This is a genomic window from Undibacterium sp. Ji50W, assembly GCF_049340445.1.
Lineage (GTDB): Bacteria > Pseudomonadota > Gammaproteobacteria > Burkholderiales > Burkholderiaceae_D > Undibacterium.
The window spans coordinates 92,249-109,973 of record NZ_JBMPOX010000010.1 but is presented as its reverse complement, the minus strand read 5'-3'; the positions used below and the strand labels follow the sequence as shown (position 1 = coordinate 109,973).

Genomic DNA, 17,725 nt, shown 5'->3' with positions numbered 1-17,725 from the left:
TATCTTTTAGGCAAGCAAATGGGTTTGAAACCTTGTCTGGCTAGGCGTGCGGAGCGCTGCTTGGTGATCCAAGTGAGCGACGCACAACAACGCCAGGCGAGGTTTCGGACCCATTCCCTCCGGGTTCCCCCCATAGCGCGCGCTGGACTGTGTTGCACGTCTTGTCAGGGGCACCAGCCCTGACTGCGCCGCGCGCCTTGCCAGCCCGCGCTATGGGGGGAATGCTTTGCCTAAAAGATAGGTCAACACGCCCCGGCCACACCAAGTATCACGCTCGACGCCTTGAACATGCCAGTTGCAATGCCACCCGCAGACAATTCCAGGTGATTACTGCTGTCATTGGTGATGATGGCTGCCAGGGTTGCACCACCCGGCATTTCCAATACGACTTCGGTATTCACTGCGCCTGGTTGTATGCGCGAGATGGTGCCGGTCAGACGATTGCGCGCAGAAAACTTGGCACCGCTGTCATCCGTCATCAGGATAACGGATGAGGACTTGATCAAAGCAAAAGCCTCAACGCCTGGCTGCAAGCCCAGTTCCTGCGTACTCTCATGCGTGATGATGGCGACTATCTTTTGTCCACCGGTGATTTCCAGCTCTATCTCGTCATTGATGGCACCCAATTTGATGTACTTGACCTTGCCAAGAAATTGATTGCGTGCACTGGTTTTCATATTCATTTTTCTGATCAGTAAAAAATCATCGGCAATCCCTTCGGCCTGCCGGTCTAATTGTGCGATGAAATCACGGTGTTCTTTTTCTATGATCTTGAAATTGTTCACCAGTTGTTCACCCCGTGCTGTCAGCCGTGTACCGCCACCGCCCTTGCCACCGGTCAGGCGTTCCACCAGAGGTTCACCTGCCAGGTTATTCATGGTGTCGATGGCATCCCAGGCGGCTTTATAACTCATTTTCACTGCCTTGGCAGCCTGGGTGATGGAACCGCTTTCGGCAAGTTGCGCCAGCAGGGCAATGCGGCTCTGACCACCCAAGTTTTCACCATCCACCGTCATCCATACTGAACCTTGCAGACTGATTGCTTTGTTTTTATTCGTCATGACCTATTCCGGATTTCAGTTTGGACTGGAACTGCCGCCATCTCGCCGGGAATAATGCATCCGTCCTGCAAGTGAATTATTTCTTCACCCAGGACTTTGGCATCTTCGGCATCATGGGTAATCAGTATCATGGGCACTTGCAGTTGCCGCTGCAGGCTGTCAAGTTCCTGGCGCATACTGACGCGCAGTGACTGGTCCAGAGCGGCAAAGGGTTCGTCCAGTAACAGGGCTCGTGGTTCGGAAATCAGGGCCCGCGCCAGGGCGGTCCTTTGCTTTTGTCCACCTGACAATTCATGTGGCAACTGACGGGCCAGCGACTGCAATTGAAAGGCTTGCAGCCAGTAATCAATTTTTTCGTTCTGGATGGCCACGGGCGTATTACGCCAGCCCTTGTTCAGTCCAAACGCAATATTCTGCGCCACATTCAAATGTGGGAACAAGGCATAGTCCTGGAACAGGTAAGCAAGCTGGCGCAATTGTGGTGCCAAATTGATGTGCATCGCAGATTCAAACAAGGTCGTGCCACCCATGCGTATATGGCCACTGTCTGGCGTCATCAAACCGGCAATGGCTTTCAGCAGCAGGCTTTTACCCGCACCAGACGCCCCCAGGATGACCAGTCGCTGACTGTCTGAACGGAAGGCAATATCGAGTTCAAAACGGCGCTTGCCGGATTCCAGTATTTTTTGGATATGCAGGTCAACTTGCATCTGGCCTACCCCTGCATCTGATGGCGAATGCGGCCAGGTGCCAGGCGGCCTGCCAGCAGCAAGACCGCAATACACACTGCCGAGGTCAGTAAGACCAGGGTATTGGCGACATCATCCTGCCCAGCCTGCACCGCTTCATACACCGCAATCGACAGGGTCTGGGTCTTGCCGGGTATGCTGCCGGCCACCATCAGGGTAGCACCAAATTCACCCAGGGCGCGGGCAAAGGCCAGCAAGACACCGGCCAGAATGCCACGCCATGCCAACGGCAAGGTGACCCGGAAAAAAATCGCCATTTCAGAGATACCCAACACCCGGGCCGCCTGTTCCAGTTGCCCATCCACCGCTTCAAACGCGGCCCGTGCCGGCTTGAACACCAGTGGGAAAGCGACAATGGCTGCGGCAATCACTGCCCCTTGCCAGGTGAAGATCAGGCTGAAGCCAAAATTGTCTTGCAGCCATGCGCCAAGCCAGCTACGTCGCCCCATTAGCACCAGCAGGTAATAACCCAGCACGGTGGGTGGCATGACCATGGGCAGGGTCAGCAAGGTATCCAGCAAGTCACGGCCAGGAAAACGCTTGCGCGCCAGCAAATAGCCGACTGCGATGCCGCCGATCAGGTTCAGCAACGTGGCCCAGCCAGCTACTTTCAGCGACAACAGTAATGCGATCCATGCTGGATTCATCAAATGGCCTTATGGCTTCTGAAAACCGTATTTATTCAATATGGCCTGGCTTTGAGGCAAAAATACATAGGCAATGAAACGCCTGGCTTCGTCGGCATTGGTACTGGCCTTGAGTTTGGCGATGGGGTAACTGATCTGCATGGTCAGCGGCACTTCCATTGCGACCTTGACCTTGTCTTTCATGATGGCTGCATCAGTCGCATACACAAAGCCGCTATCGACTTCACCACGGGCGACATAGTCGAGCGACTGGCGCACGTTCTGGGTATGGATGGTTTTGCTTTCCAGCGCAGGCCAGAGTTTGGCAGCTTCCAGCGCATGCTGGGTATAACGGCCCACCGGCACACTGGCTGGGTTGCCGATGGCAATGCGTTTGACAGCAGGCTGATTCAGGTCATCCAGGCGTTTGATATTCAAAGTACTGTCGACAGGTACGATCAGCACCAGCGCATTTTTGACAAAATCACGCCTGTCTGCATTCGCCACCAGACCCTGTTTTTCTGCTGCATCCATGGTTTCCTGGTCGGCTGAGGCAAACACATCCACCGGTGCGCCCTTGGCAATCTGCTGCAACAGCGCGCCGGAAGCACCAAAATTCAGCGCGACCTTGGCCTCGGGATACTGCGTCTGATAATTCTGGGCGATTTCCTTGAAGGCATTGGTCAGGCTGGCAGCGGCAGACACGGTCACTTCGCCTGCATGGGCAGCCACAGCAAGTGTACTTATGGCGATGGCCAGACCTATCTGGCGGCAAATTCTGGTGGATTTATTCAACGCTGGCATAGTGAGGCTAAAAATTATAGAAAGAAGCGTAATATACACTTATATACAGCGCTTTTCCAGGGAAGATTGCCATACAACAAATATGTACCTGCGAGAGGCGAAAAAAAACGCAAGGGGTTCAAGCCCTTGCGTTTTCCCTTGCGTTTTCCCTTGCGTTTTCCCTTGCGTTAATTATGCCGCTGACTGACCTGTGTTATCAGATGCGCTATCAACGTCCGCGTGTATCTTCTTCAGCCAGCAATGCTCTCTTAAGGCTCTTGTCTACCGGATATTCACCCAGCCAGATTCTCAGCAAGGCGTTATAGAAAGCCAGGTCAGGATAGGGTTCACCCATCTTCTTACCATTAAGCAATACCACCGTGCCTACACTAGGCACCCATTCAATGGCCATGACATCGCCTTTTTTCAATTCCGGCACGGAAGCAAACAACTCACCAAAACGGATGAACTGCGAAGTCATTTTGGATTTTTCTGCCTTGTCGTTATTCTGATGTATGCCGGCCATAAAACTACGACCAAATTCTTCATTGGTCAGGTCACGCATCATGACCAGGGTCACGCGACGTGGCCCCTGTGCCGCCAGTACATCTGGCACCGTGGTCTTTTTTTCTTTCAGATACAAGGCAGCAACATACACCTTGAAAATTGCCTTGTAGCGTATGCCTGCACCATTCAGCTTCAATTCAGTGCCGCCCACCTGCATGGTATCTTCCAGCTTGACGCCAGCCACATCCATGGCCCAGACCGGTGCGACCAGACCAGCCATCAATAGCAGTCCTGCCAGTTTTTTTGCGTAGGTATTCAACTTCATTTATCTCCCCTTTTTTATGTATTCAAATCACTTTTAGCTATTTGGCGTGCTGTGGGTTGCGTTCGCCTTCCGTCTAGCTTACATGAGATTTGAAATTCGGGCTGTCGGCTTTTTGTAGCTGTATCCTGGCGGCAAGTAATAGCTCAAACTGCTCTATGGGGACTGGTTTGCAAAACAGGTAGCCCTGATAGGCCTGGCAACCTGATTGCAATAAGAATTCACGCTGCTGTTCGGTTTCCACACCTTCTGCAATGACGTTCAGATCAAGGCTGGCACCCAGGCTGATGATGGTGCGTACGATATTCGCATTGTTGACATCATCCGGTAAATTGTGGATGAAGGTGCGGTCAATTTTAAGTTGCGTCAAAGGCAGGCGTTGCAGGTAAGAAAGGGACGAATAGCCGGTTCCAAAATCATCCATGGAAAAGCCTACACCCAGCGCCTTGATTGCATGCATTTTTTCAATCACGATAGACACATCTTCCAGCACCACGCTCTCGGTCAGTTCCAGCTTCAACAGCACGGGATTGATACCGCTTTCCTGCAGTACGCGCTTCACATCATCCACAAAACCATGATGGCGGAACTGCCTGGCACTGACGTTCACCGCCAATTGCAAGGCACAGGTGTTGCTGTCGCCTGCCCATTTGGCGATTTGCAGGCATGCTGTTTCCAATACCCACAAACCTATGGGCAAGATCAGGCCAGACTCTTCTGCCAGGGGAATAAATTCCAGCGGTGACACCAGGCCGCGGGTAGGATGCTGCCAGCGCAACAATACCTCGGCACCGATAGCGTCACCCAGGGCGCTGACCTGCAATTGATAATGCAGCAGCAATTGCCGATTACTGAGCGAATACCTGAGGTCGTTTTCCATGGCGGTACGCGACTCCAGCGCTGCCTGCATGCTGGGGTCAAAAAAGCGCAGGCTATTTTTACCCAGTGCCTTGGCCTGGTACATGGCCATATCGGCGCGCCGCAACAATTCGTCGATGCCTATGGTGTCGACACCAAACATGGTAATGCCTATACTGCCAGAACTGTCGTAATCGATATGACCAAGATTGATGGTCTGGCTCAGCACCAGGCGGATTTTTTCAGCGACGTTTTCTGCCAGACCAGCGGCATGCTGCTGATCTTCATGCAAGCCTTCCAGCAATACCACAAATTCATCCCCACCGGTACGCGAGACAGTATCGTCGGCGCGCACGCAACCATGGATACGCTTGCCTATCTGGGTCAGTAACATGTCGCCCATATTGTGGCCCTGGGTATCGTTCAAGGTTTTGAAATTATCGAGATCTATCATCAGGATGGCGCCGTAGCGCTTATGCCTGCGGCCCGCCGCCAGGGCACGACTCAGCCTGTCAAGCAAAAGACGGCGGTTCGGCAAACCCGTCAGCGGATCAAAGAATGCCAACTGGTGTATTTTCTCTTCCGACGCCTTGTGTTCGGTAATATCGCTGAATGAACCAACATAATTGCTGACCTTGCCATCCGGACCGAGTACCGCAGAAATCACCAGACGTTCCGAATAAACTTCACCATTTTTGCGACGACTCCAGATCTCGCCCTGCCAGCGATGCGAGTGCAAAATATCTTCCCACATCTGCTGGTAGAAGCATTCGTCATGCCGGCCAGACTGCATGAGGCGCAGGGATTGTCCTACCGCCTCGCTGGCCTGATAGCCGGTAATACGGGTGAAGGCACGATTGACGCGCAGGATATTCAATGCGGGGTCAGTGATGAAAATACCTTCTTCGGTTTCAAATGCCATGGCGGCAATTTCCAGCTCATTTTCTGCCAGTTTCTTTTCCGTGATATCTCTGAGCAAGACCACATATTGCTGGATCTTGCCATCCTGGTCATGTACCGGGGTCAACAATAATTCCAGCCAAAACTGTTTGCCAGCATCGCTGTCGCGAAGAATTTCGCGCAGGACGGAAGCGCTGGTGGCTTGGCCCAGGTCAAATAGCGGGCCATTGGCATCGACGAAGAGTTCATCCAGTTTTTTTGCATACAGCGCTTCCTGGCAATAGGCACTTAACTGACAGGCGGCCTGGTTGACGTAATTGACTTGCCCATCCGGGCCGGTAATCATGACCCCTTGCGATGTGGCGCTCAAGGCTTCGTTGCGCAAGCGCAGCAGTGCTTCACTTTCACGCAATTCCTGAGCATTGAGATCACGCTGTCGACGTCGCAAAATCGACTGGTAACTGATGAGCCAGGCCATGGCACACAAGACAAAACCAAAAAATTCAAAGAATTTTGACAGCCTGCTGGCACCTTGCCAGCCGCCATGGGGTGCCGCTGCCAGTTCCCAGCTACCACCTGGCAGGACGATGGTCTGGGTCACGGCATCGCCGCTGAACAAGCTGCCATCCCCCAAAAAAACCTCGCCCTTGCTGCCCAGAGCATCGCGCCCGCGTATAGCCAGGTTGATTTCTTTTTGTACCTTGCTGAGGCCAGCCAGTTCCATCAAAGGCTCATAATTGACAACCATTGCAACTGAGCCCAAAAATGCGTCGCGGTTTTCATGCATGTACACAGGAATACGTACCACCAGCCCGACACCGCCCTGTACCAGATTCAGTGGTCCGGCGACCTGTATGGTACGGTCTTCCATCATGCGCTGATAGACTGGCCATTGCTTGGGCAGATTGCGATAATCCACGCCCACCATTTTTTCATTGCCGAGATAGGGGTACACGTAGTTGGCGATGGTACCTTTGACCAGCACCAAATTGCGTATGCTGGAATTGCCACTGGCGACCTCGGTTGCCAGTACCTTGAATTCCTGTTCGCTTAAACTGGGTTTGGTGGCAAAGGTGATCGCCAGTACCCGTGCGGCAGAGATGTTGGATGTCATGCCGGCACTCAGTTTCGCGCGCAGCACAGACAGTTTTTCTATGACTTCGACTTTTTGCTTTTGTATCCCCAGCTCGCGCTCATTATGATCAATCACCCACAAACCGAGAAATACAATCAGTGCCGCCACCAAGGCAAAGAGCTTCGGATATTTATATGGCAATCCAGAATGAGGTGTGTCCATTGGGGCGGTAAAAATCCTGGAAACAAGTGTCAGTTTGTAGGCGCATATCGTCATCTCATAGTAGCAGAACGCAAGCTTATACGTTTGTACAAATGCCTGCCTTGGCAACAGCGGTGTCAAAGTAACTGGCGGACAGCAACAAAAAAGCCTGCCGAAACTGGTTTCGGCAGGCTTTCAGGTGCTAAGAACCTGATTACGATCTTACTGCGGGTACGCAACAGAAGTCCACGCGAGGCTCATGTGCTGCTCAAAATGCTCATGTACTACAGTATATTCCGCTTTTTGCGCTGCGTTTTATGTTGCCCTGACGCCAGCTCGCTACAGATCGTAAACAAGTGTTAAGGAAATATTTTATTCAAAAAATTTCTTCACTTTGTCCATCCAGGTCTTGCTTTGCGGATTGTGTTTGGCACCACCTTCCACCGTCAATTTTTCAAAATCACGCAGCAATTCTTTTTGCTTTTCTGTCAATTTGACTGGTGTTTCTATCACCACGTGGCAGAACAGGTCGCCAGCATAGCCGGAACGTACTCCTTTCACACCCTTGCTGCGCAGACGGAAGGTTTTTCCTGACTGCGTACCTTCGGGTACGGTGAACGATGCCTTGCCACTCAGGGTAGGAACTTCAATGTCACCACCCAGTGCTGCCTTGACAAAGGAAATAGGAATTTCACAATGCAGGTCGTCACCTTCGCGCTGGAATACCGGATGTTGCTTGATGTGGATTTCCACATACAAGTCGCCCGGAGGACCACCGTTGACGCCAGGCTCGCCGTTGCCGGAAGAGCGGATGCGCATGCCGTCATCGATACCCGCTGGTATCTTGACTTCCAGCGTCTTGTTGCGTTTGATACGGCCCACACCAGAACAGGTGGTGCATGGTTCGGGGATCATCTTGCCGGTGCCATGACATTTCGGGCAAGCCTGCTGGATGCTGAATAAACCCTGTTGCATACGCACCTGGCCATGCCCACCGCAAGTGGTACAGGTAACCGGTGAGGTACCAGGTTTGGCACCAGAACCATGACAGGTATCGCATTCATCCCAGCTTGGTACGCGGATAGTGGTATCGAAACCGTTGGCGGCCTGTTCCAGCGAGATTTCCAGGTTATAGCGCAAATCGGCACCACGATACACTTGTGGGCCGGCATTGCGGCGGCCACCACCAAAAATATCGCCGAAAATATCACCAAAGGCATCGGCAAAGCCGCCTGCACCACCGCCACCGCCGCCACCCATATTCGGGTCTACGCCAGCGTGACCATAACGGTCATAGGCATCGCGTTTCTGACTGTCGGAAAGCATCTCGTAAGCCTCTTTGGCTTCCTTGAATTTTTCTTCCGCGACCTTGCTATCAGGATTACGGTCCGGATGGTACTTCATCGCCATTTTGCGATAAGCCTTTTTGATTTCGTCTTCGGTGGCGTTTTTGCCTAACCCAAGAATCTCGTAAAAATCACGCTTCGCCATCTCTTGTTAACCTCAGTATTGTTCTTGAACTTAAGCCACTAATTTAAGCATCTAACTTAAGCATCAAACTTAAGCGCAAACGCCGGGCAGGCACCGCAAAGCGAGCCACCCGGCGAGTCATGACGGGCAAGCCCGTCACAGTGTGTATTACTTGCTGTCTTTGACTTCTTTGAAGTCAGCGTCAACTACATCATCATCTTTAGGTTTGGCATCTGCACCGGCAGCGCCTGCACCACCGGCGGCACCTGCAGCGGCCTGTTGTGCCTGCATGTCGGCATAGACTTTTTCACCCAGCTTTTGTGATGCGGTGGACAATGCGCCCAGCTTGGTATCAATCTCAGCCTTGTCACCGGATTTCAATACATCTTCCAGTTCCTTGATGGCGGCTTCGATCTTATCTTTTTCGCCAGCTTCCAGTTTGTCGCCATGCTCAGCCAGCGCCTTTTTGGTGGAATGCACCAAAGCGTCGCCCTGATTGCGGGACTCGGCCAATTCCTTGACTTTTTTGTCTTCTTCCGCGTTCAGTTCAGCGTCTTTCACCATTTTCTGGATTTCTTCTTCCGTCAAGCCAGAATTGGCCTTGATGGTGATCTTGTTTTCCTTGCCGGTGGCTTTGTCTTTCGCGCCTACGTGCAAGATACCATTGGCGTCGATGTCGAAAGTCACTTCAATCTGTGGTGTACCACGGGATGATGGTGGAATACCTTCCAGATTGAATTCGCCCAGGCCTTTATTACCGGCGGCGATTTCACGTTCCCCCTGATACACCTTGATGGTCACTGCAGGCTGATTGTCGTCAGCAGTCGAGAACACCTGGCTGAACTTGGTCGGGATGGTCGTGTTTTTCTGGATCATCTTGGTCATGACGCCGCCCAGGGTTTCGATACCCAGGGACAAAGGTGTCACGTCCAGCAACAACAGATCTTTACGGTCACCCGACAGGACGGAACCTTGAATCGCGGCACCGACGGCCACGGCTTCATCAGGGTTCACGTCTTTACGTGGTTCCTTGCCAAAGAATTCCTTGACGATGTCCTGGACTTTAGGCATGCGTGTCATACCGCCAACCAGGATGATGTCGTCGATGTCAGTCGTTTTCACGCCTGCATCCTTGATCGCCATACGGCATGGATCAATGGTTTTCTGGATCAGTTCTTCCACCAGGGCTTCCAGCTTGGCACGTGTGATTTTCAGGTTCAAATGCACAGGTGCGCCGTTTGCCATGGCGATGTAAGGCTCGTTGATTTCCGTCTGTTGCGCACTCGACAATTCGATTTTTGCGCGTTCGGCAGAAGCCTTGATACGTTGCAGGGCAATAGGATCTTTGGACAAGTCCAGGCCATTGATCTTTTTGAACTCATCAATGATGTAGTCGATCACGCGTTGATCGAAATCTTCACCACCGAGGAAAGTATCGCCGTTTGTGGACAATACTTCGAATTGCATTTCGCCGTCGACGTCAGCGATTTCAATGATGGACACGTCGAAAGTACCGCCGCCCAAGTCATACACGGCAATCTTGCGATCGCCTTTTTCTTTTTTGTCCAGACCAAAGGCCAGCGCAGCTGCTGTTGGCTCATTGATGATGCGTTTGACATCCAGACCGGCGATACGGCCAGCATCTTTGGTGGCCTGACGTTGTGCATCGTTAAAGTAAGCAGGAACGGTAATGACCGCTTCTGTCACTTCTTCGCCGAGGTAATCCTCAGCGGTTTTTTTCATTTTGCGCAAAACTTCAGCGGAAATTTGTGGTGGTGCCAAACGCTTGTCGCGCACGGATACCCAGGCGTCGCCATTGTCTGCCTTGGAAATGGTGTAAGGCATCAGGCCGATGTCTTTTTGCACTTCTTTTTCTTCAAATTTGCGACCGATCAGACGCTTTACAGCAAACAGCGTGTTTTTCGGATTGGTAACAGCCTGGCGTTTCGCCGATGCACCAACCAGAATTTCGCCGTCTTCCTGATACGCAATAATGGAAGGCGTAGTACGCGCGCCTTCTGCATTTTCGATCACTTTTGGCTGACCGCCTTCCATGATAGCAACGCAAGAATTGGTTGTACCCAAATCAATACCAATCATTTTTCCCATGATAGTTCCCTCAGAATGTCGATTTTTTTGTCAATGTTGGTGAGTCAGTCTGCTTTTTTGCTCAATCTGACTCGTCTGTTTCGGATATAAGGTAAAAAACGCGCTTTTCAAGGCTTTTCTAGCTATTTCCGCGTGTTTTTTTACGCTTTTCTTACTTTCCTTGCGCTACTGTCACTAAAGCCGGACGCAACAAACGGTCGGCAATGGTATAGCCTTTTTGCAATACAGTCACAACTGTATTGGCATCCTGCTCAGCTGGCACCATGGAAATCGCCTGGTGTTTCATAGGATCGAGCTTTTCCCCCTGGACAGGACTGATCTCGGTCAGACGATTTTTATCAAAAGCAGCGCTTAATTGCTTCAATGTCATTTCCACGCCTTCTTTCAGTGCTTCAATCGAAGGAGTATCAATCTTCAAGGCCATTTCCAGGCTATCCTTGACTGGCACCATGGCTTCGGCAAAGCCTTCAATCGCGAACTTGTGTGCTTTGGAAATATCTTCCTGAGCGCGGCGACGGATGTTTTCACCTTCTGCCTTGGCGCGCATGAAAGAATCCTGTAATTCCTGCACTTTTGCTTCCAGCTCGGCGATCAGCTTTGCAGATGTATCCTGAACAGCGACTGTTTCAGCTTCCGGTTGAACAATGGTTTCTTGCGGTGTTTCCGGCACGGGTGTACCGGTCACTTCAACTTTCTCCGTTTGCTGGTTTTCTTGCTCTTGCATTCTTACTCTCCCAATCAAAAACTAACATTACCCCCGCAAATGAGGGTATACACACACCATTTCAAGGGTTAATCGCGAACTATTTTTGTTTTTGCCAGTCCAGAGTGTGCAGACATGTACATCCATGTACAAAAAAACACATTTGGTAACAAAATCAGAACAATACAATACTGAAATTTGCGGCGGTGCATCCTAAGATACCTAATAGGAAATCACCAGAAAAGGAGGTTAAAGCCATGAAACTCTCACTCATATCACTGCTTTTGCTGGCCTACACCGTAGCGACCGTGACCTGGATCTGCATGTCACAAGGTAGTGCACTGTCTTAATACTATTTAAACATCACTGGCTTCCGGCAGCGGAAGCCAGGGGGTTTTTGCGGCAATTTCTCCCTTATATCCCCTATATATCTTTTATATAAACCTGACTTATCAAGAAAATCAGCCTCTTCTCAAGTAAAATCGCCTGTTCAAGGCAATTCAGCGATTAATACAGGAGCGAGACATGATATTCGTCACAGGAGGCGCGGGTTTTATTGGTGCCAATTTTGTTCTGGATTGGCTGGCTCAGTCAGATGAGCCTGTTCTGAACTACGACAAACTGACTTATGCTGGCAATCTGAACAATCTTGCCAGTCTCAAAAATGATAAGCGGCATATCTTTGTGCAGGCCGATATCAATGATGGTGCCCAGTTGTGTGCGCTGTTTTTTGAATATCAGCCACGCGCCATCCTGCATTTTGCAGCGGAAAGCCATGTGGATCGTTCCATCACCGGACCGGCAGCCTTTGTCACCACCAATATCAATGGCACGTTCGAGTTGCTGGAAGCCGCCCGCACCTATTGGCTGAGCCTGGAGGATGACGACAAGGCAGACTTCCGCTTCCTGCATGTGTCTACGGATGAGGTGTATGGCACACTGGGGCCAGACGATGCTGCTTTCAGCGAAACCACCCCCTATGCACCCAACAGCCCGTATTCCGCCAGCAAAGCCGCCTCTGACCATCTGGTGCGTGCGTATCACCATACCTATGGCTTGCCGGTACTGACGACCAATTGCTCAAACAATTATGGTCCTTACCATTTTCCGGAAAAACTGATTCCCCTGATGATCACCAATGCGCGTGCTGGCAAGGCTTTGCCGGTCTACGGTGATGGCCTGCAGGTGCGTGACTGGTTATATGTCACAGATCATTGCGCCGCTATCCGCCGCGTGTTGGAAGCCGGCAAACCGGGTGAAACCTATAATATCGGTGGCTGGAACGAGCAAACCAATCTCAGCGTCGTGCATACCCTGTGTGAATTGCTGGATGAATTACAACCCAAGGCCGCAGGCAGCTACAAGGACCAGATCAAGCATATCACCGACAGGCCAGGCCATGATCGCCGTTATGCGATTGATGCCAGGAAGCTGGAGCGCGAGCTGGGCTGGAAACCGCAAGAAAGCTTTGCCAGCGGCCTGAAAAAGACTGTCGCATGGTATCTGGCCAATGATGTCTGGACCAAACAGGTACAGTCAGGCGAATACCTGCAATGGGTGGCACTGCAATACAATGAGGACGAGGAGGAAGAATGAGCCGTCCGACTACACGCAAGGGCATCATCCTGGCGGGTGGCTCTGGCACCCGTTTGTACCCGGTCACGCAAGCCATTTCCAAGCAATTGCTGCCGGTGTATGACAAACCCATGATTTACTACCCACTGACCTCCCTGATGCTGGGCGGCATGCGCGATATCCTGATCATTTCCACGCCCCAGGACACACCGCGTTTTTCCGAATTGCTGGGTGACGGTTCACAATGGGGCATCAATATCAGTTACGCCGTGCAAGCTGCGCCAGACGGACTGGCACAGGCATTTGTGATTGGCCGCTCTTTTGTCGGCAATGCCACATCAGCCCTGATCCTGGGTGACAATATTTATTACGGCAATGACTTTGAAACTCAATTGCGTCAGGCCGACGAACAGCAGCATGGCGCAACGGTATTTGCCTACCATGTACATGATCCTGAGCGCTACGGTGTGGTCGAATTCGACAGCAAGCGCCAGGCCATCAGCATAGAAGAAAAACCGCAGCAACCAAAATCGAATTACGCGGTCACCGGCCTGTATTTTTATGACCAGCAAGTCTGTGATATCGCCGCCGACATCAAGCCATCCGCACGTGGTGAGCTGGAAATTACCGACGTCAACAATGTATATCTGAAACAGGGCAAGCTGAATGTGGAACTGATGGGCCGGGGCATGGCCTGGCTGGACACCGGCACCCATGAATCCCTGCTGGAAGCGGGCCAGTTCATTGCCACGATAGAAAAACGCCAGGGCCTGAAAGTCGCCTGTCCGGAAGAGATTGCCTACTACCGCAATTACATTAGCGATGCCGATCTGGAAAAACTGGCACAGCCTTTGAAAAAAAATGAGTATGGCCAATACTTATTACAACTTTTAAACAAGAAAGCGTATTGACAGATGAAAGTGTTAGCTACCGGGCTTCCTGATGTATTGATACTGGAACCTGCCGTATTTGGCGATGACCGCGGCTTTTTTTACGAGAGCTTCAATGCCAGGAAATTTGCCGAACTGACCGGAGTGAATGCCAACTTCGTGCAAGATAATCATTCCAAATCCGCCAACAATGTCTTGCGCGGCCTGCATTACCAGATACGCCAGAGCCAGGGCAAACTGGTGCGCGTGACTGCCGGTGAAGTATTCGATGTGGTGGTGGATTTGCGCAAATCGTCCAGCACCTTTGGCCAATCCACCAGCGTGATTCTGTCCGCCGCCAACAAGCGTCAGTTGTGGGTGCCTGAAGGCTTTGCCCATGGCTTCCTGGTCATGAGTGAAAGTGCCGAATTCCTGTACAAAACCACTGATTACTGGGCACCAGAACATGAACGCTGCCTGCGCTGGGATGACCCGGCCCTCGGCATAGACTGGCCCCTGAACGGCACGCCGCTACAGTCCGGTAAAGACCAGTTGGGTAAATTGCTGTCAGAAGCCGAGGTCTTTGAATGAGGATTTTACTGACAGGTAGCAACGGTCAGCTAGGCAATGCGCTGCATGCTCCACTGGGCCAACAGGGTAGCGTGTATGCGCCATTGCGCAATGAACTGGACCTGAGCAATCCTGACCAGGTGCGCCAGTGCATACGTGAATTCAAGCCTGACCTGATCATCAATCCTGCCGCTTATACCGCCGTTGACCTGGCCGAAACAGAAGAAAAACTGGCCCATGCCGTCAATGCCGAAGCACCGGCCATCATGGCGGAAGAAGCACGCAAACTGGGAGCGGGCCTGGTCCATTACTCAACCGATTATGTGTTTGATGGCGAAAAGCTTGACCAGCATGGCCAGGTAATCCCCTATCTGGAAACCGATACGACCAATCCGCAAAATGTCTATGGCAAGACCAAGCTGGCTGGCGAACAAGCCATACAATCCAGCGGTTGCCGGCATTTGATCTTGCGCACCAGTTGGGTATATTCACTACACGGCAAGAACTTTCTGCTGACCATATTGAGGCTGGCCAGGGAAAGAGACCAGTTGCGCATCGTCAATGATCAATGGGGCACCCCCAATTCTGCGGCATGGCTGGCAGAAACCAGTTGCAGTCTGCTTGCCGGTTTGCAGCAGGCAAACACCCCAGCCGACTGGTGGGCTGAGCACGCTGGCCTGTATCACTTCAGTGCTGCGGGTAAAGCCAACTGGTTTGAATTTGCTACTGCCATCGTCACCCTGGCCGACCGCCAAAACAAGTTGAATAAAGCAGCCCCGGCGCTGACCGGCATCAGCAGCAGCGAGTACCCGACACCGGCACGCAGGCCACATAATTCACTGCTGGGCACGCAAAAGTTGCAAGACCAATTCGCCCTGGATCTGCCCCACTGGCAAGACTGCCTGCAGGAATGCATGCAGGGCCTGGATCAGACTGCTGCACAAACCGCATGACAACAGGCCGCAGGACACCCGGCAGCAGAACAACAGCCAGCGGCCTCACATTACTGATTCATGTCACTTAAAAGAAACACCATATGGAATTTGCTGGGTAACGGCCTGCCGCTCATCGCAGCGGCAGCCTTTACTCCGTACACCTTGCGGCAATTGGGCAATGAAGCATTTGGTGTGCTGACCCTGATCTGGGCACTGATCGGCTACTTCAGCCTGTTTGATTTCGGTACTGGCCGCGCGCTTACCTATGAAATCAGCAAGCTGCGCTCTGCCGGGCAGTTCCAGTCTATTCCCTCCGTCTTGAAGGCAGGGCTGTTACTGACTGCAGCCACCGGTGCGCTAGGTACACTGATCATGATCATCCTGGCACCGCATCTGGCACAGGGCTGGTTGAAAATCAGCCTGCCTCTGCAACATGATGCACAAATCGCCTTTGAAATTGCCGCACTGGGCGTGATACCCAGTGCCATCACCAGCGGACTGCGTGGCGCGATGGAAGGCCTGGAACGATTTCGTGCTTCCAACCTGAACAAGATATTTCTAGGCTTTTGCATGTTCACCCTGCCCGCCGTAGCGATCGTATTGCACGGCCCGCGCCTGTGGCCAATTGCCTTCTACCTGGCCATGGCGCGCCTGCTGGTTGTCATCGGTGGGGCGCTGCAATTGCATCAATACCTGTTTGCCAAAAACAGTGCCTTACCTGACAGCCAGCCCAGCACCGACAATTCTTTGTCCAAACGACTGCGCAGCCTGCTGTCGTTCGGTTTCTGGGTCACTGTGTCCAGCATCATCAGTCCCTTGATGGTGTTCGGCGACCGCTTCTTTGTCAGCGCCATGGTGGGTGCCGACAAACTGTCCGTGTATGCGATTCCACAAGAAGCGCTGATGCGCATGTTGCTGGTACCAATCGCCATCTGTGGCGCACTGCTGCCCCTATTTGCGACACTGGCCGATATGCAGGCACTGAAGAACAGTTATCGCCAGAACTACCGGCGCATGACATTCATCATGCTGGGCCTGTGCATTGCCGTCGCCCTGCTTGCTTATCCGGGTTTCAGTCTGTGGTTGTCACCAGAATTCGCCGGCAAGGCTTTGCCAATCACCCTGATCCTGGCGGCGGGCACTTTTTTCAACGGTATCGCACTGGTGCCCCATACACTGCTGCACGCACAGGGACAAACAAAAATAACTGCGCAATTTCATTTTATTGAATTGATCTTGTATATTGCTGTCTTGTATTTTCTCGCAACATTTTTTGGCCTGGCCGGTGCCGCGTTCGCATGGACTTTCCGGGTGATACTGGATTGGATACTGTTGCATGTGACAGCACAACGGCACCTGAAAAACCAAACCGCTCATTGAGCCATTCGCCTTGTTTGCATGAAATGACATACATATCATCCGATTCATCCAGACCACGCATTGCTGCCGTCGTGGTTGGTTTCTTTCCAGAGCCCCCTATCCTCCAGGCCTTGCTCGCCAAGCTGCAGGAGCAGGTGGATTTGCTTTACCTGGTGGACAATGGCGGTTGCGACAAAATAGATTGGCAAGCGACACCCAAGTGTCAATACCTGCCGCTCGACAAAAATTATGGCCTGGGTTATGCGCTAAACAAGGGCTTCGAAGCTGCGATACAAGATGGTGCCCACTATGTGGCAACCTTTGATCAGGACAGCGCACCGCCAGACCATCTGATTGCCAGCCTGCTGACACAGCATGAACTGCTGCACGCACAAGGCGTGAAATGCGCAGCCATTGGCCCTACTTTCTTTGACCGGCGTGAGGTCGACAAAGTGTATTTTCCGTTTTATAAGGAAGACAGCAAGGGTATCCAGGCAATTATTCCCGCTGAGGGTAAAGATCAGGCTACACCCTATGTCGAAGTCGATGTCCTGATCACGTCCGGCATGCTGATATGCGCCGCAGCATGGCTAGATACATTACGATACGACGACGGCATGTTTGTCGATTACACCGATACCGAGTGGTGCTTCCGGGCAAGAAGCAAGGGCTATCAACTGTTTGGCAGCATGGCAGTGCAAATGGGCCACGCCCTGTCGGACGCACCGCCTGTGCGCCTGTGGAATTTAAATTTCTTTCATTATTCTCCGCTGCGACGCTACTACTATTTCAGAAACACCTTACTGTTCTGCAAAAAACCTTATGTATCCTGTGCATGGAAAAAAAGATTGTTAACGGGGATGAGCATCCGCTTTTTTGCCAGCCTGGTGTATGAAAACAGGCGCCTGTCCCAGTTCAAGATGATGTGCAAGGGGATATGGTCTGGCCTGCACAATAAAAACGGCGCCTATCCAACATAATCAGACATAATCCGACATAAATAGGACTTACGCAAAATTGTCCCAGCAAATCTATCACCTTAAGAAACCTCCC

At 51.9% G+C, this 17,725-nt stretch carries 15 protein-coding genes; 6 read left to right on the top strand and 9 right to left on the bottom strand.

Translation table 11 applies throughout. The annotated features are described in order from the left end of the window. Positions 1-242: 242 nt before the first annotated feature. The 9 genes from ACO0K9_RS15695 to grpE form a co-directional block, all read right to left on the bottom strand. Positions 243-1,061, bottom strand: a complete 819-nt coding sequence (locus tag ACO0K9_RS15695; protein ID WP_422986519.1) for a TOBE domain-containing protein — start codon at positions 1,059-1,061, stop codon at positions 243-245. Continuing rightward, the gene (locus ACO0K9_RS15690) at positions 1,058-1,771 is read right to left on the bottom strand and encodes a sulfate/molybdate ABC transporter ATP-binding protein (RefSeq protein ID WP_422986517.1); all 714 of its coding nucleotides are present in this window, start codon (positions 1,769-1,771) and stop codon (positions 1,058-1,060) included. Before ACO0K9_RS15690 ends, ACO0K9_RS15695 begins: the two co-directional genes overlap by 4 nt. Before the next feature lie 5 nt (positions 1,772-1,776). Then, positions 1,777-2,457, bottom strand: coding sequence for a molybdate ABC transporter permease subunit (gene modB / locus ACO0K9_RS15685; protein ID WP_422986515.1), 681 nt, complete (start codon positions 2,455-2,457; stop codon positions 1,777-1,779). Positions 2,458-2,466: 9 nt separating this feature from the next. Then, on the bottom strand, positions 2,467-3,240 hold the full coding sequence (modA, locus tag ACO0K9_RS15680; RefSeq protein WP_422986513.1) for a molybdate ABC transporter substrate-binding protein: 774 nt from the start codon (positions 3,238-3,240) through the stop codon (positions 2,467-2,469). Positions 3,241-3,448: 208 nt separating this feature from the next. After that, positions 3,449-4,051, bottom strand: coding sequence for a chalcone isomerase family protein (locus ACO0K9_RS15675; protein ID WP_422986511.1), 603 nt, complete (start codon positions 4,049-4,051; stop codon positions 3,449-3,451). Between the two features lie 73 nt (positions 4,052-4,124). Further along, positions 4,125-7,103 carry an EAL domain-containing protein gene (locus tag ACO0K9_RS15670; RefSeq protein ID WP_422986509.1) on the bottom strand — a complete coding sequence of 993 codons (2,979 nt, stop codon included), beginning with the start codon at positions 7,101-7,103 and terminating at the stop codon, positions 4,125-4,127. Between the two features lie 351 nt (positions 7,104-7,454). After that, positions 7,455-8,573, bottom strand: coding sequence for a molecular chaperone DnaJ (gene dnaJ / locus ACO0K9_RS15665; protein ID WP_422986507.1), 1,119 nt, complete (start codon positions 8,571-8,573; stop codon positions 7,455-7,457). A gap of 147 nt (positions 8,574-8,720) precedes the next feature. Next, positions 8,721-10,661: a molecular chaperone DnaK gene (gene dnaK / locus ACO0K9_RS15660; RefSeq protein ID WP_422986505.1), complete on the bottom strand. Its 1,941-nt coding sequence runs from the start codon at positions 10,659-10,661 to the stop codon at positions 8,721-8,723. 151 nt (positions 10,662-10,812) lie between these two features. Next, positions 10,813-11,385, bottom strand: coding sequence for a nucleotide exchange factor GrpE (gene grpE / locus ACO0K9_RS15655; protein ID WP_422986503.1), 573 nt, complete (start codon positions 11,383-11,385; stop codon positions 10,813-10,815). Between the two features lie 504 nt (positions 11,386-11,889). Between grpE and rfbB the strand changes: the two genes are divergently transcribed. Genes rfbB through ACO0K9_RS15625 form a run of 6 tightly spaced genes read left to right on the top strand, consistent with a single transcriptional unit; the run spans position 11,890 to position 17,652 of the window. Beyond that, positions 11,890-12,960: a dTDP-glucose 4,6-dehydratase gene (gene rfbB, locus ACO0K9_RS15650; RefSeq protein WP_422986501.1), complete on the top strand. Its 1,071-nt coding sequence runs from the start codon at positions 11,890-11,892 to the stop codon at positions 12,958-12,960. After that, complete coding sequence (gene rfbA / locus ACO0K9_RS15645) at positions 12,957-13,850, top strand: glucose-1-phosphate thymidylyltransferase RfbA (protein ID WP_422986499.1); 894 nt, start codon at positions 12,957-12,959, stop codon at positions 13,848-13,850. The genes rfbB and rfbA overlap by 4 nt, the downstream gene beginning before the upstream one ends. Before the next feature lie 3 nt (positions 13,851-13,853). Next, a complete protein-coding gene (gene rfbC, locus ACO0K9_RS15640) occupies positions 13,854-14,399 on the top strand; it encodes a dTDP-4-dehydrorhamnose 3,5-epimerase (protein ID WP_422986497.1) in 546 nt (181 codons plus the stop codon). Continuing rightward, entirely contained in the window at positions 14,396-15,331 is a 936-nt protein-coding gene (rfbD, locus tag ACO0K9_RS15635; protein WP_422986495.1) for a dTDP-4-dehydrorhamnose reductase, read from the top strand. Before rfbC ends, rfbD begins: the two co-directional genes overlap by 4 nt. Positions 15,332-15,391: 60 nt before the next feature. Further along, positions 15,392-16,693 carry a flippase gene (locus ACO0K9_RS15630; protein ID WP_422986493.1) on the top strand — a complete coding sequence of 434 codons (1,302 nt, stop codon included), beginning with the start codon at positions 15,392-15,394 and terminating at the stop codon, positions 16,691-16,693. 23 nt (positions 16,694-16,716) lie between these two features. Beyond that, positions 16,717-17,652 (top strand): glycosyltransferase family 2 protein, encoded by a 936-nt coding sequence (locus tag ACO0K9_RS15625; protein ID WP_422986491.1) that lies wholly within the window; start codon positions 16,717-16,719, stop codon positions 17,650-17,652. Positions 17,653-17,725 lie beyond the last annotated feature (73 nt).

What these genes read in the sequence shown, in the direction of transcription:
- ACO0K9_RS15695 (WP_422986519.1), bottom strand. Translation starts at nt 1,061, where the DNA reads ATGACGAATAAAAACAAAGCAATCAGTCTGCAAGGTTCAGTATGGATG.
- ACO0K9_RS15690 (WP_422986517.1), bottom strand. Translation starts at nt 1,771, where the DNA reads ATGCAAGTTGACCTGCATATCCAAAAAATACTGGAATCCGGCAAGCGC.
- modB (WP_422986515.1), bottom strand. Translation starts at nt 2,457, where the DNA reads ATGAATCCAGCATGGATCGCATTACTGTTGTCGCTGAAAGTAGCTGGC.
- modA (WP_422986513.1), bottom strand. Translation starts at nt 3,240, where the DNA reads ATGCCAGCGTTGAATAAATCCACCAGAATTTGCCGCCAGATAGGTCTG.
- ACO0K9_RS15675 (WP_422986511.1), bottom strand. Translation starts at nt 4,051, where the DNA reads ATGAAGTTGAATACCTACGCAAAAAAACTGGCAGGACTGCTATTGATG.
- ACO0K9_RS15670 (WP_422986509.1), bottom strand. Translation starts at nt 7,103, where the DNA reads ATGGACACACCTCATTCTGGATTGCCATATAAATATCCGAAGCTCTTT.
- dnaJ (WP_422986507.1), bottom strand. Translation starts at nt 8,573, where the DNA reads ATGGCGAAGCGTGATTTTTACGAGATTCTTGGGTTAGGCAAAAACGCC.
- dnaK (WP_422986505.1), bottom strand. Translation starts at nt 10,661, where the DNA reads ATGGGAAAAATGATTGGTATTGATTTGGGTACAACCAATTCTTGCGTT.
- grpE (WP_422986503.1), bottom strand. Translation starts at nt 11,385, where the DNA reads ATGCAAGAGCAAGAAAACCAGCAAACGGAGAAAGTTGAAGTGACCGGT.
- rfbB (WP_422986501.1), top strand. Translation starts at nt 11,890, where the DNA reads ATGATATTCGTCACAGGAGGCGCGGGTTTTATTGGTGCCAATTTTGTT.
- rfbA (WP_422986499.1), top strand. Translation starts at nt 12,957, where the DNA reads ATGAGCCGTCCGACTACACGCAAGGGCATCATCCTGGCGGGTGGCTCT.
- rfbC (WP_422986497.1), top strand. Translation starts at nt 13,854, where the DNA reads ATGAAAGTGTTAGCTACCGGGCTTCCTGATGTATTGATACTGGAACCT.
- rfbD (WP_422986495.1), top strand. Translation starts at nt 14,396, where the DNA reads ATGAGGATTTTACTGACAGGTAGCAACGGTCAGCTAGGCAATGCGCTG.
- ACO0K9_RS15630 (WP_422986493.1), top strand. Translation starts at nt 15,392, where the DNA reads ATGTCACTTAAAAGAAACACCATATGGAATTTGCTGGGTAACGGCCTG.
- ACO0K9_RS15625 (WP_422986491.1), top strand. Translation starts at nt 16,717, where the DNA reads ATGACATACATATCATCCGATTCATCCAGACCACGCATTGCTGCCGTC.